At 72.9% G+C, this 13,379-nt stretch carries 16 protein-coding genes; 14 read left to right on the forward strand and 2 right to left on the reverse strand.

The genetic code is table 11. The features are described from left to right. Positions 1–7: 7 nt before the first annotated feature. From ACIP2X_RS15665 to ACIP2X_RS15720, 12 genes are all read left to right on the forward strand, one after another. Positions 8–1,255, forward strand: coding sequence for a CpaE family protein (locus ACIP2X_RS15665; RefSeq protein ID WP_401672710.1), 1,248 nt, complete (start codon positions 8–10; stop codon positions 1,253–1,255). Further along, on the forward strand, positions 1,252–1,635 hold the full coding sequence (locus ACIP2X_RS15670; RefSeq protein WP_401672713.1) for a TadE family protein: 384 nt from the start codon (positions 1,252–1,254) through the stop codon (positions 1,633–1,635). The genes ACIP2X_RS15665 and ACIP2X_RS15670 overlap by 4 nt, the downstream gene beginning before the upstream one ends. A 1-nt stretch (position 1,636) precedes the next feature. Further along, positions 1,637–1,993, forward strand: a complete 357-nt coding sequence (locus tag ACIP2X_RS15675) for a TadE/TadG family type IV pilus assembly protein (protein ID WP_401672715.1) — start codon at positions 1,637–1,639, stop codon at positions 1,991–1,993. Positions 1,994–2,008: 15 nt separating this feature from the next. Further along, complete coding sequence (locus tag ACIP2X_RS15680) at positions 2,009–3,346, forward strand: CpaF family protein (protein ID WP_401672717.1); 1,338 nt, start codon at positions 2,009–2,011, stop codon at positions 3,344–3,346. A gap of 13 nt (positions 3,347–3,359) precedes the next feature. Next, entirely contained in the window at positions 3,360–4,304 is a 945-nt protein-coding gene (locus tag ACIP2X_RS15685; protein ID WP_401672720.1) for a type II secretion system F family protein, read from the forward strand. An 18-nt stretch (positions 4,305–4,322) separates the two neighbouring features. Continuing rightward, a complete protein-coding gene (locus ACIP2X_RS15690; protein WP_401672723.1) occupies positions 4,323–5,210 on the forward strand; it encodes a DUF5936 domain-containing protein in 888 nt (295 codons plus the stop codon). A 5-nt stretch (positions 5,211–5,215) separates the two neighbouring features. Continuing rightward, the gene (locus ACIP2X_RS15695) at positions 5,216–6,691 is read left to right on the forward strand and encodes a sensor histidine kinase (protein WP_401672725.1); all 1,476 of its coding nucleotides are present in this window, start codon (positions 5,216–5,218) and stop codon (positions 6,689–6,691) included. Continuing rightward, positions 6,678–7,460: a response regulator gene (locus ACIP2X_RS15700; RefSeq protein ID WP_401672727.1), complete on the forward strand. Its 783-nt coding sequence runs from the start codon at positions 6,678–6,680 to the stop codon at positions 7,458–7,460. The genes ACIP2X_RS15695 and ACIP2X_RS15700 overlap by 14 nt, the downstream gene beginning before the upstream one ends. A gap of 117 nt (positions 7,461–7,577) precedes the next feature. After that, a complete protein-coding gene (locus ACIP2X_RS15705) occupies positions 7,578–7,751 on the forward strand; it encodes a Flp family type IVb pilin (RefSeq protein WP_401672730.1) in 174 nt (57 codons plus the stop codon). After that, positions 7,748–8,347, forward strand: coding sequence for a pilus assembly protein TadG-related protein (locus tag ACIP2X_RS15710; protein WP_401674451.1), 600 nt, complete (start codon positions 7,748–7,750; stop codon positions 8,345–8,347). The genes ACIP2X_RS15705 and ACIP2X_RS15710 overlap by 4 nt, the downstream gene beginning before the upstream one ends. Before the next feature lie 34 nt (positions 8,348–8,381). Beyond that, positions 8,382–8,963, forward strand: a complete 582-nt coding sequence (locus tag ACIP2X_RS15715; protein ID WP_401672732.1) for a hypothetical protein — start codon at positions 8,382–8,384, stop codon at positions 8,961–8,963. Positions 8,964–8,970: 7 nt separating this feature from the next. After that, positions 8,971–9,594 (forward strand): OmpA family protein, encoded by a 624-nt coding sequence (locus ACIP2X_RS15720; RefSeq protein ID WP_401672734.1) that lies wholly within the window; start codon positions 8,971–8,973, stop codon positions 9,592–9,594. A gap of 33 nt (positions 9,595–9,627) precedes the next feature. Here ACIP2X_RS15720 and ACIP2X_RS15725 read toward each other — a convergent pair whose 3' ends face one another. Next, the gene (locus ACIP2X_RS15725) at positions 9,628–10,017 is read right to left on the reverse strand and encodes a DUF192 domain-containing protein (RefSeq protein ID WP_401672737.1); all 390 of its coding nucleotides are present in this window, start codon (positions 10,015–10,017) and stop codon (positions 9,628–9,630) included. Between the two features lie 139 nt (positions 10,018–10,156). Here ACIP2X_RS15725 and ACIP2X_RS15730 point away from each other — a divergent pair, with 139 nt between their 5' ends. Then, positions 10,157–11,029 (forward strand): LLM class flavin-dependent oxidoreductase, encoded by an 873-nt coding sequence (locus tag ACIP2X_RS15730; RefSeq protein ID WP_401672738.1) that lies wholly within the window; start codon positions 10,157–10,159, stop codon positions 11,027–11,029. A 78-nt stretch (positions 11,030–11,107) separates the two neighbouring features. Next, entirely contained in the window at positions 11,108–11,938 is an 831-nt protein-coding gene (locus tag ACIP2X_RS15735; RefSeq protein ID WP_401672741.1) for a methyltransferase domain-containing protein, read from the forward strand. Positions 11,939–11,974: 36 nt separating this feature from the next. Here the strand turns inward: ACIP2X_RS15735 and ACIP2X_RS15740 are convergent, their stop codons facing one another. Further along, positions 11,975–13,135, reverse strand: coding sequence for a winged helix DNA-binding domain-containing protein (locus tag ACIP2X_RS15740; RefSeq protein WP_401672743.1), 1,161 nt, complete (start codon positions 13,133–13,135; stop codon positions 11,975–11,977). Positions 13,136–13,379: the final 244 nt, after the last annotated feature.

A 13,379-nucleotide genomic window follows, 5' to 3' on the forward strand; every position in this document is an offset into this window, starting at 1 on the left:
GGCCCGGATGCCCACGAGGATCCTGCCGGCCGTCGGCGACGCGGACGCGATCCGCTCCGTCACGACCCTGCTCAGCCAGCTCCCGGACGCCGAGCCCGTCACCCCGGTCGTCGACTCCACCCAGCTCGTCGACACCCTCGCCCGGCTGGCCGCCGAGTCCGTGGACGAACTGCCCGAGGTCGTCGTCGTACACGAGCGCATCGGGCCCGTCCCGGCCCTGGAACTGATCCGCGAGGTCGCGCTCCGCTTCCCCGCCGTAGGCGTCATCCTCGTCACCTCCGACGCCGGCCCCGCCCTCTTCCAGGCCGCCATGGACTCCGGCGCCCGCGGCCTGGTCGCCCTGCCGCTGTCGTACGAGGAACTGGCCAACCGCGTGCAGGCGGTCGCCCAGTGGTCGGTGGGCGTACGCCGGCACCTCGGTCACGGCGGCGACGTCTTCACCGGCGTCGGCGGCACCGTCGTCACCGTCAGCGGCGCCAAGGGCGGCGTCGGGGCGACACTGGCCGCCATCCAGCTGGCGCTCGCCTCCCAGGCGTCGGGCCGCTCCACCGTGCTGGTCGACATGGACCTCCAGACGGGGGACGTCGCGTCCTACCTGGACGTCCAGTTCCGGCGCAGCGTCGCCGACCTCGCCGCGATCAACGACATCTCCCCGCGGGTCCTCGCCGACGCCGTCTTCCGGCACGACACCGGACTCGCCCTGCTGCTCGCCCCCGGCGAGGGCGAACGCGGCGAGGAGGTCACCGACCGCGCCGCCCGGCAGATCGTCAGCGCCCTGCGCTCCCGCTACGAGGCCGTCGTCATCGACTGCGGCGCCCAGTTGAGCGGCGCCGGCGCCGCCGCGGTCGAGATGGCCGACACCGCCCTGCTGGTGACCACACCGGACGTGGTCGCGGTCCGGGGCGCCAAGCGGACGGTACGGATGTGGGACCGGTTGCAGATCCGCAAGGCCGAGGAGACCACGGTCGTCGTCAACCGGCACACCCGCGGTACGGAGATCCAGCCCGCCCTCATCCAGCGGATCACCGGCACGGCGGTCGCCGCGACGGCCGTGCCCGCCCACTTCAAGGAACTCCAGGGTGTCGTGGACGCCGGCCGCGTCCACGAACTGGACAGCAGGAGCACCGTCAGACAGGCCCTGTGGGCGCTCGCGGGCGAACTGGGGCTGGTCAAGGCGCCGGTGGGCGAACGGAAGGGCGGCCGGTCGCGGGCGGACCGCGGGGCGGCGGGCTTCCGGCGGCGGAGGGACGGATGAATCCCGGCCGCCGGGGCGGCGACCGGGGGCAGGTCACCGTCGAGTTCCTCGGCATGACCCCGCTGATCGTCCTGACACTGGTGCTGCTGTGGCAGTTCGTGCTCGTGGGGTACACCTACTCGCTCGCGGGGAACGCTGCCGACGAGGCCGCACGCGCGGGCACGGCGGCCGAGGACCGCCAAGCGGCCTGTCAGGAGGCGGGCCTCGAGCATCTGCCGTCCGCGTGGGAAGGGGGTGCCGAGGTGTCCTGCGGCGAGAGCGGTGGCCTCGTCACGGCCGACGTGCGGCTCGACGTACCCGTCCTCTTCCCCGGCTCGATCGGCTTCCCCTTCCCCGGCGTCGCCGGCCACGCGGGGGCCGTGGTGGAGGAGACGGACTGAGATGACGTACCGGCACAGCGCGCGCGTCCGCGACCGGGGCCAGGTGGCCCTGGAGTACCTGGGGTTCCTCCCGGTCCTGATCCTGGTGGCGATGGCCGCCGTGCAGGTCGGCCTGATCGCCTACGCCGCACAGCAGGCCGGCACGGCCGCCCGTACCGGCGCGCGCAGCGCCTCCCTCGACGGGCCGTACGCGCAGGACTGCCGGAACGCGGTCAGCTCCTGGCTGGACGCCGGCTGCGCGGCCTCCTACCTGGGCGACGAGGTCGAGGTCACCGCCACGATCGACATCCCGTCGATCGTGCCCGGCTGGGACTTCGGCCCGGCCACCAAGACCGCCACCATGCCGATGGACCACTGAGCGGGGAGTACGGCGATGAGTCTGCGGGCACGGATCAACTCCCCCGAGGAGAACGGCAGCCGGGGCGAGGACGCACACCTGGTCGCCACCTACCGGGCCAAGCTCCTGGAGGAGATCGACCTCGCGGAGATGAGCGCCCTCGCGACCGCCGAGCGCAGGGCACGGCTGGAGCGGGTGCTCGGGCACATCATCAGCCGCGAAGGCCCCGTCCTGTCGACGGTCGAACGCTCGCAGCTGATCCGGCGGGTGGTCGACGAGGCCCTCGGCCTCGGCATCCTGGAGCCGCTGCTGGAGGACGCCTCGATCACCGAGATCATGGTGAACGGCCCCGACGCGATCTTCGTCGAGCGGGCCGGCCGGGTCGAGCAGCTGCCGCTGCGGTTCGCCTCGAACGACCAGCTCATGCAGACCATCGAACGGATCGTGTCGACCGTCAACCGCCGCGTGGACGAGTCGAACCCGATGGTCGACGCCCGCCTGCCGTCCGGCGAGCGCGTCAACGTCATCATCCCGCCGCTGTCCCTGACCGGCGCCACGCTCACCATCCGCCGCTTCCCGCGTTCCTTCACGCTCCAGGAACTGATCCAGTTCGGCTCGCTGGAGGAGCCGATGGTGTACCTGCTGGCGGGGCTAGTGCAGGCGCGGTTCAACATCATCGTGTCGGGCGCTACGGGCACCGGCAAGACGACCCTGCTGAACGCGCTGTCCGGCCTGATCCCCGAGAGCGAGCGGATCATCACCATCGAGGACTCCGCGGAACTCCAGCTCCAGCAGCAGCACGTGGTCCGCCTGGAGTCCCGGCCGCCGAACGTCGAGGGCCAGGGCCAGGTGACCATCCGCGACCTGGTCCGCAACTCGCTGCGCATGCGCCCCGACCGGATCGTCGTCGGCGAGGTCCGTGGCGGCGAGTCGCTGGACATGCTCCAGGCGATGTCGACCGGCCACGACGGGTCGCTCGCCACCGTCCACGCCAACAGCGCCGAGGACGCGCTGATGCGGCTGCAGACCCTGGCCTCCATGTCCGACGTCGAGGTCCCCTTCGCCGCGCTGCACGACCAGATCAACAGCGCGGTCGACGTCATCGTGCAGCTCACCCGGTTCGCCGACGGACTGCGCCGGGTCACCGAGGTCGCGCTGCTCGACAGCCACGGCGGGGAGCCGTACCGGCTGGCCACGATCGCCCGCTTCAACGCCCGGCCCATGACCGCCGACGGCCGGATCCACGGCGGCTTCCAGTACTTCCCGCTCACCCGCCGCACCGCCGACCGCCTCTACATGGCGAGCCAGCCCATTCCGCAGGCCTTCGGCGTCGCCCAGTCCGCGGACCAGCTGGCCACCCGAGAAGCCCGGTAGGCAGGAGCCGACCATGGAACTGACGACGCTCGTCTCCCTCACCACCGGCGTCACCCTGCTGACCTGCGTCCTCGCCGTGGCCGGGCTGCACGCCTACGCCATGGGCAGGGCCCAGCGGCAGGCACTCGTGGAGCGCCTGTCGTCCACCGGCCAGGTCCAGGTCACCGGCCGCCGGCGCCGGTTCCGCGACCTGGACCGCCGGCTGCGCCGCACCCGGGCGGGCCGGAGACTGGAGCTGCGGCTGGCGGCGACGGGTCTGGACGTGACCCCCGGGGAGTTCTTCGTCGCGATGCTCGCCGCCGTCGCCGGACTCTGGCTGATCGGGCAGGCCGCCCTCGCCCCCTTCTTCGGCCCGATCGCCGGACTGCTGGGCGTCTGGGCGGCCGTGCAGTTCCTCAACTGGCAACGGCAGAAACGCATCGAGAAGTTCATCAACCAACTCCCCGAACTCGCCCGCATCCTGGCCAACGCCACCCAGGCCGGCCTCGCCCTGCGCACCGCGATCGGCATGGCGGCGGAGGAGCTGGAGGCCCCGGCGGGGGAGGAGCTCGGCAAGGTGGCCAACCAGCTCGCGGTGGGCGCGTCGATGGACGAGGCACTGGGGGAGATGGCCGAACGGCTGCCGTCCCGTGAGCTGGTGGTCCTGGTGACCACCCTGGTGCTCTCCAACCGGGCGGGCGGCCAGCTGGTCAGCGCGCTCCGCAACCTCACCGAGACGCTGGAGGAACGCAAGGAGACCCGCCGTGAGATCCGCACCCAGCTCTCGCAGGTCAGCATGACGTCCTACGCGGTCCCCGTGATGGGCGTGGGCTCGCTGTTCCTGATGAACGGCGTCAAGGACGGCGCCCTGGACCGGATGACGGGCTCCCCGGTCGGCCAGGCCTGCGTGGTCGTCGCGTTCGCGCTGTACGCCGTCGGCTTCGTCATGATCCGCCGGCTGTCCCGTATCGACGTCTGAGGAAGGGAGGGGATCGGCATGGCACTGGTACTGGCACTGGTCATGGGTCTGAGCGTGTGGGGCGTCTTCGCCGGGATCCGGATGTACCGGGCGGAGGCGAAGCTCCCCGCCGACCTCGTCCTCGCCCTGGAGGTGGGCTCGACCCGCACGGGCGCGGTGGACTCGCTGGTCGACCGGACGGGCATGCGGTACGCGCCCGCCGTCCTGCGCCTGATGGGCCCGGCGCGGGTCGCCCGGTACCGCAGGAGGATCGACCTGGCGGGCAACCCCGGCGGCCTCACCATCGACCGCTACGCCGCGCGCCGCGCGGTCTACGGCTTCCTCGGCGGGGTCGGCGGACTGGTGTTCCTGCTCCAGGGCAACGTGCTGATGACCGTGCTGCTGCTCGCCTTCGGCGCGTTCTGGACGGAGGTGGGCATCTGGTCGGCGATCCGGGTCCGCAAGGACGTGATCGACCGGACCCTGCCCGACTTCCTCGACGTCCTCGCCGTCGTGGTCAGCGCCGGCCTCGGCTTCCGCCAGGCCCTCGACCGGGTCGCCTCGCGCTACGAGGGCCCCTGGGCGGACGAACTCCGTATCACGCTGCACCAGATGGACCTCGGCATGAGCCGCCGCCAGGCATTCGCCGAACTGCGGCGACGCAACGACTCCGAGCAGGTCGCGATGTTCGTGACGGCGTTGCAGCAGGGCGAGGAGCTGGGCGCGCCGATCGTGGACACGCTGGTGTCGCTGGCCAAGGACATGCGGCGCACGGACGCGCAGAACGCCCGGCGCAAGGCCGCGCGGGCCGTGCCCAAGGCCACGATGATGATCACGACGTTCATGGTCCCGGCGACGATGCTGCTGCTGGGCGCCGGGCTGCTCCTCGGCTCCGGCACGGACTTCGGCACGCTCACGGGTGAGTGAGGGCCATGACACTCACACCGACGGAGGGGACGAGGGCGGTCCCGCGGGGGCACCTCCGCGCGGCCGCGCCGGGGGGCGTGGCGGCGGGGTGGGCATGGCGGGAGCACGAGCGGGCGGCCGGCGCCGGCGCCCCGCACCCTGACGGGCCACCCGCGCCGGACGACGGTGGCCGCGCGTCCGGCGCGCCGCCGAGGCCGCACCGGGCCGGGAACCCGGTGCCCGCCACCCCACCCGCGCTCTCCCTCCAGGTCAACGCCCTGCAGGCACTGTGCCGCCAGGTCTTCGGCTTCCGGCTCGCGATGATCGCCCTGGCCGCCCCGGCCGCCCTCCTCAACGCCTCGCCGGGCCTCGGCGTCCGCCTGGTCGGCGCGGCCGTGGTGGTCACCTTCATGGCCTCCTACGTCCTGTTCAGGGACTGGGAACGCTTCGCCCCCCTGCTGTTGCGCCACCCCACCCTGCTCGCCTTCGACACCCTCCTGGGCTCCCTCCCGCTCATCTCCGCCGGCCCCGACAGCACCCTGGCCTACGTCAGTGTCTGCACCCCGCTCCTCGCCGGACTCGTCTACAGCTGGCGGGGCGCCGCGGTCTTCGCCTCCCTCCAGGCCCTGATCCTGCTCCTGGTCCACGCCACCCTCGCGAGGACCCCGGACGCCACCCCCGCCGAGACGCTCCTCCTGCCAGGCCTCTGCGTGATCACCGGCGCGGTCGGCTCCACCCTGCGCGGCCTGATGCTCCGCTTCGGCGAGGCCACCCACGCCCTGACCACGGTCCAGGCGCGGCTGGCCGTCGCGGAGGCGGTGGCGGCCGAACGCGCCCGGCTCGCCCGCGAGCTGCACGACTCGGTGGCCAAGACCCTGCACGGCGTGGCGCTCGCGGCGGACGGCCTGGCCCACTCGGCGGACCGGCTCGACCCGTCCCTGGTCAAGGACCGGGCCGAACTCGTGGCCCGCTCGGCCCGCCGGGCCGCCGCCGAGTCCCGGGAACTGCTGACGGACCTCCGCCGCGAGTCGGACCCGGCCCACGGCAGCGACATACTCGCCGAACTCTCCGCACGCACCGCCGACTTCACCGCCCGCACCGGCGTCCCCACCACCTACCGCCGCACCGGCGACGCCGCCGTCCCGCCCGTCCCCCCGTCGGTGGCCCGCCAGCTGCTGACCATCGCGGCCGAGGCGATGGAGAACGCCCACCGGCACGCGGACGCCACCCACGTCGACGTCACGGCGGGCGTCCAGGGCGACCAGCTCCTGCTCAGCGTCTACGACGACGGCCGGGGCCTCGCCCCCGGGACGTCGCTCGCCCAGCTCCGCAGAACGGGCCACTTCGGGGTGGTCGGCATGGTGGAGCGCGCCGCCGCGGTGGGTGCCCGCATCCGCATCGGCCGCGGCACGCACCCCAAGGGCACGGAAGTACGACTGGAACTCCCGTTGGCGGCCCTGGGCCCCACCCCCGAGCGGAGGCCGAACGATGCCGGACGCTGAACACCCCGCTGCCGCCACCCCCTTCCCGCCCCCCGCGGACCCGGCCGGCCCGTCCCTGCGCGTGATCGTGGCCGACGACAACCCCGTGGTCCGCGCGGGGCTCACCGCCCTCCTCTCGGGCCGCGAGGACATCACGGTCGTGGCGGAGGCGGCGGACGGCCGGGAGGCGTACGAGGCGGCCCGGACCCACCGGCCGGACGTGGTGCTCCTGGACGTCCGCATGCCGGGAGTGGACGGCATCGCGGCCCTGCCGCACCTGGTGCGGCTGGCCCCCGTCGTAATGCTCACCTACAGCCGCGAGCCCGACATCGTCGAGGAGGCCCTGCGGCGCGGCGCGGGCGGCTACCTTGTGCACGGCGAGTTCACGGCGGACCAACTGGTCGCGGCGGTACGGGACATCAAAGACGGCAGGCCACACTTCACCCCCACGGCGGCGGAGGCCCTCCTGGCCCAGCTCAGGCAGAGCGCCCGCACTCCCACAGATGCGACTGCAAACCCGCACTCCCCTGCACCCCTTAATTCTTCGGAAAACCTTTCGCAAGTGCAACCGGTTGTGGCACAGTCTTCGTCATACCGGTCACGGTCCCAACTCAGCGCGAGAGAGGCGGAGATCATGGACCTCATCGCATCCGGCATGAACAACCAGCAAATCGCCGCCACGTGCTTCATCAGCGAGAAGACGGTCAAGAACCACATCAACCGAATCTTCGCCAAGCTGCACAGCACGAGCCGCTCGGAGGCCACAGCGAAGTGGCTGGGGCTGGGGTGAGGGCGATGCGGCGGACGGATATCTGGGCCCACGGCTGGGCCCTGGGACCCTCGGCAGACCGGGCGGCCCCGCCATACCCTCGCGGCACCGAAGCCGCCACACCGGGAGGGGAACGTCATGCACAAGTGGAGGAACACCACCGCCCGCGACGACAGGGGCCAGACGGCGGTGGAGTACCTGGGGATCATCGCGGTCGTGGTGGCCATCGTGCTGGCGATCACGGGGACGGACATCGGGCAGTCCATTTACAACGCGATCACCGACAAGATCACCGAGGTGACCGGAGGCTGACGCGCCCTCCGAGGCACCGCGACGCAGGGCAGGCCTTCCCCATCTACATCACGGTGGTGGCGGGTCTGCTCTTTCTCGCGTTCGCGTACCTTGCGGTCGGGCAGGCCGCGGCGACCCGCAACGAGGCTCAGACGGCGGCGGACGCGGCCGCGCTCGCGGCTGCCCAGGACCTGAGGGACCAGATCACGGGCGAGTGGGTCGAGAACCTGCTGGACCCGGACTCGTGGCACGGCATCTTCGAGGGTGACGTGGAGCTGTTCGAGGACCCCTGTGATCGCGCGGGGCAGCTCGCGGCACAGAACGAGGCTCACGTGGACGCCTGCCAAGGGCAAGGCCTCCTGGGCTACCGGGTCGACGTCACGACCGACGAGCCTGTGGGGGACACCATCGTGCCCGGAACGGAGGGCCGATACGCGACGGCGTTCGCCGTGGCCGTCGTGGAGTTGCGCTGCACCTTCGACCCCCCTGGCGAGGATGCGGGTGAGGACACCCTGCCGAGTCTCAACTGCGAGGGCGTGAAGTGGGACCTGGATCCGGAAACCCCTGCCACCCTTCCGGGACCCGAGGACCTCTTCGACGTCCATCTGGCCGACTGACAAGCGAACGACGAGTGATGAAGGAAGCGGAGTCATGAGCATGCGGTTCACAACGAAGGCCCGCAGGGGGATGGTCGCATGGACCGTTGCGGCCGGTATGGCCCTCGGTGTGGCCGGCTGCGGCGGCGGTGGCAGTGACGACGAGAAGCCGAAGGCCTCGGCCTCCGCTTCCCAGGACGACGGATCGCAGCCGAGTGCTCAGGAAGGTGACGCGGGCACTCCTCTCGCCGAGTTGAGGGGCCCCGACGGCCTGCTTCTCCAGATCACGTCAGCTGCACGGGACGCGGGTGGCTTCGTCACCGTCAACGGCACCTTGAAGAACGACAGCGGTGAGACGGTCAACGTGCCCGCACAGCTGAGTGGCAACGAGACGGAGATCATCCGGAACGGCAGGTCCCTGGGAGGAGCCACCCTGGTGGACTCCAAGGGCAAGAAGCGCTATTACGTGCTGCGCGACACGGACGGACGTCCGTTGACCACGACCAACTTCCCTTCCTTGAAGTCCGGAGAGTCGGTCCCCGTCTTCATGCAGTTCCCGGCGCCCCCCAGCGGCACCTCCGAGGTCGCCTTCCAGCTCCCGATGTTCGCCGCAGCCTCCATCACGATCTCCGGTTGAGGCCCCCATGACCCCCACCCGCCTCCCCCTCGCCCTCACCACAGCCTCGATCATGCTCGCCGGCACCCTGTGCGCCGCCGGGACCGCGCACGCCGACGACGACCCCAGCGTCCCCCCGGGTACGGAGGCCACCGCGTCCGCGCCGGTCGAGGTCGACGCCAACGACCCCGATCTGAAGATCCCGGAAGGCGCCACCCTCGCCGAGCCCAAGGTCCTCGACATCAAGCAGGTCGTGGAGGACCAGAGCGGAGAGGAACGCCGCGAGGACACCAACGCCGACGTGAAGTTCGCCCTCCAGGCGGAAGTCCTGTTCGGCAAGGACAGCGCGAAGCTCAGCGCCGAGTCGAAGGCCCGCATCGCCGCGATCGCCGACGAGATCAGGACCCAGAACGCGACCAAGGTCCGCGTCTTCGGCTTCACCGACAACCTCGGCTCCTCCGCCCACGGCGACACCCTCTCCCGCCGCCGCGCCAACGCCGTCCACGACATCCTCGACACGGAACTGAACTCCCCGGACATCACCTTCGAGGTGCGCGGCTACGGCGAGCAGTACCCCATCGCGGACAACTCCTCCGAGTCCGGCCGCAAGAAGAACCGCCGCGTGGAGGTCTCCTTCCCCCGCAACGGCTGACGCACCCCGCCGGGAGCGGCACCTCGCGCGCCGCTACCGGACGTCCCCGGGCCCCGTCCGGACCTCCACCCTGACCCCCGCCCGAACCCCCCACCCCGCCATCCCCCCGGCCTCCGCCTCCAGCACGTGCCGCGCCCGGAGCCGGGGCAGGCCCAACCGCCACGGCGGCATCGTGCGGACGGCGAGGACGACCAGCCCGCGGTCCAGGTAGGCGACGTCGATGGGCATGCGCATCCGGAAGGTGTGGACGCTGTTCGCGGGGGACAGCAGCAGCGCGCCCTCGACCGCGTCCCGCCCGAGCAGCCCCCGCGTCCGGGCCCGGTACGACGCCGCGATCTCCAGCGGCACGGTCGCACCCCCGTGCACGACCAGTTCCCCCCGCCCGTCCCGCATGCGCCGCCCGCCGCCCCAGCCTCTGCCCATTCCCAGGCCCCTCCGCCGTCGGTCCCCAGCCGGTGTGCGAACCGACCGTACCGGCACGCTCCCGAAGCACCGGTCCGCCCGTCCTCGCCGACACCGTAAAGCTGTTGTCCGCTGCGCCTGCCGCGGGTAGGAAGGCCGCATGACAGGACTCGGCGCTGTGTTCCGTCCCCAACTTCCCCCCGAGCGGCTGCGCGCCCTCGCCCGACTGGCCGACGACACCGGCCTCGACGAACTCTGGCTGTGGGAGGACTGCTTCCGTGAAGGCGGTGTCTCCACGGCCGCGGCCGCCCTGGCCTGGACCGAGCGGGTCCGGATCGGTGTGGGCCTGCTTCCCGTGCCGCTGCGCAACGTCGCCATCACCGCGATGGAGGCCGCCTCGCTGCACCGGATGTTCCCCGGCCGCCCGGTGCTCGCCGTCGGGCACGGCGTGCAGGACTGGATGGGCCAGGTCGGCGCCCGCGCCGGCTCCCCGCTGACGCTGCTGCGCGAGCACCTCGACGCGCTGCGGGCGCTGCTGCGCGGGGAGCGGCTCAGCACCGAGGGGCGGTACGTCGAGCTCGACGACGTCGCCCTGGACTGGCCGCCGCCGGGACCGGTCGAGATCCTCGCCGGTGCCACCGGCCCGCGCACCCTCCACCTGTCCGGCGCGGCGGCGGACGGCACCGTCCTCACCGCGGCGACGTCCCCGGAGGGCGTGCGCCGGGCCCGTCGGCTCATCGACGAGGGGCGGACGTCGGCCGGCCGCACCGACCCGCACCGCGTCGTCGTCTACCTCCTCGCCGCCACCGGCCCCGACGCCCTCGACCGCCTGCGGGCCGAACTCGTCGCCGAGGGCGTCGCGGACGTTCCCGACCTCGGTGTGGCCGGGGACGCGGCGACCGTCGCCAAGGCCGTCGAGCAGCTCGTCGAGGCCGGTGCCGACACCGTGATCCTCCAGCCCACCGGCGACGAGCCCGACCCCGAGGGCTTCGTCCGCTTCACCGCCGAGGAGGTCAGGCCGCTGGTCCCGTAGCCGCGGCCCGCCCGCCGTCGGTCACCACGCCGGAAAATCGGCGGCGGCCCCCGGCACGGCCCTGCGACGATCGGGCCCATGCCGCTCGATCGCCGCCCCGCCGACCCTCGCCCCACCGACCCCCGCCCCGGTTTCGAGGAACTCCTCGCCGAGGGTGCCGCCGTCCCCACCGAGGGGTGGGACTTCTCGTGGTTCGAGGGCCGCGCCACCGAGGCACGGCCCTCCTGGCGGTACGCCGAGTCGCTGGCCGGGCGGCTCGCCCGCGCGCGTGCCGCCCTCGACATCCAGACCGGCGGCGGCGAGGTCCTCGGGTTCGCGCTCGACGCCGCCGGCCACCGGCCCGTGCTCGCGGCCGCCACCGAGGGCTGGCCCCCGAACGTCGCCCGGGCCACCGAGTCGCTCGGCCCGCGTGGCGTCGTGGTCGTGGCCGCGCCGGAGGACGCCCCGCTGCCCTTCGCCGACGGGGCCTTCGACCTGGTCTCCAGCCGTCACCCCGTACAGCCGCACTGGGACGAGATCGCGCGCGTGCTCCGGCCGGGCGGTACGTATTTCGCCCAGCACGTCGGGCCGGGCAGCGTCTTCGAACTCGTGGAGTACTTCCTCGGCCCGCAGCCCGAGGAGGTGCGGCGCGGCCGCCACCCCGACCGCGAGCGCGCGGGCGCGGAGGCCGCCGGTCTGGAGGTCGTCGAGCTGCGCGCGGAGCGGCTGCGGACGGAGTTCCACGACATCGCCGCCGTCGTCCACTTCCTGCGCAAGGTGATCTGGATGGTGCCGGACTTCACCGTCGAGGCGTACGAGGACAGGCTCCGTGCCCTGCACGAGCGGATCGAGACGCAGGGCCCCTTCGTGGCCCACAGCACCCGCCACCTCTTCGACGCCCGCAGACCTGCCCGCAGACCGGCCCGCTGACCGACCCGGAGACCGGCCGGCGGACCGGACACGGCGTCAGGCGTGCGGCCCCACCGTCACCTCCCCCATCACCAGCTCCGCCCCGCCCGCCGCCTCCCCCACCGCCGCCACCCGTTCGGCCTGCTCCGCCAGCTCCCGCTCCTGGCGTGCCGTGAGCGTGCCCAGCGGCTCCACCGTGACCGTCACCCGCCGCCCCCGGCGCCGCTGGTGCCAGACCCCGGCCACCACGCCGTCGACGAGCAGCAGCGGATGGTTGCCCGCCTGGCCCCGGGACAGCGCGCGTTCCCGGGCGCGTCCCGGGAACAGCACCTCGCGCGGCTGCGCGGCGATGCCGTAGGCGTCGAAGTACGGCAGCAGCCGTACGCCCCGCACCGGCCCTTCGGGGAACTCCGTGTCCCCGGCCACCACCCACGCGCGCGTGCCCTCGCAGACGACCTCCTCGATCTCCCCCTCGTCGGCCAGTGCGGCGAACAGCCCGCCGGCCCAACCGGGTGAGGCCGCCAGCCACTTCGCGAAGTGGGCGGGGGTCGCCGGGCCGTAGGCACGCAGGTGCCGGCGTACCAGCAGGCGCAGCGCCTCCCGTGGGGGCAGGGGAGTGAAGAGGGGCGGGCGGGTGTAGGTGGTCCTGCGCCCGCGGTCGGGTCCGAAGCACACGGCGCCGGACTGGCCGGCCAGGTGCAGCACCGTCCGCCAGCGCGGCCACAGTTCCTGGAAGGCGGGCATCACCCGCTCCCCGGCCCAGGCACCGGTGCGCGCGACGACCGCCTCGCCCAGCTCGTCCACGGTCAGACACGGCCCGGTGAGCGCGTCGCCGATCGCGTGGAGCACCTGTGCGGTCCGTTCGCCGTCGAGCCGGATGCCCGGCGGGAGGGGGCCCGCGGCGGTGGGCACGGCGGGCAGGGCGGAGCACCACAGGGGAAGCTCCCGGCTGTCGAGCAGATGGACGGTGCCGCGCGGACCGTAGGTCCTGACGAGGGAGCGCTCCTCCCACAGGGCGGCGCGTACGTCCGCCCGGGTGATGTCGGCGGCCCGGATCCCGACGGAGAGTTCGGCCGCCGACATCACCTGGGCGTGCGCCCCGCGCAGGGCGGCGACGACCTCGGCGACCGGAGTAACGGCCGGCGCCGGATTGGCCAGGAACTGCCGGTCCTGCCGTCGTGCGCCGACCTGGGCCCAGGTGATCCCTTTGCTCTTCACGGTCGGAGCCGGACGTCAGGGCGCGACGCGGACGGATCCGGTCCTGCCGTGGGGCCGATCGGGTGTCCCGCGCGGGGGTTCGGACCCCGCGCGGGGGGTCCGGGCGGCAGACAGGGCCAGGGTTTTTCCACATTGTTATCGCCGACCACTCGCGTCACCCCTGACACATCACGTAAGTTCAGACCAAGGTAATTCGCGTCAGCAAAGCTGCGCGGGCGACACCGCGCAGTGGAGGGGGCTGCGC

This window comes from Streptomyces sp. NPDC089424 (assembly GCF_044749345.1).
Classification (GTDB): Bacteria; Actinomycetota; Actinomycetes; order Streptomycetales; family Streptomycetaceae; genus Streptomyces.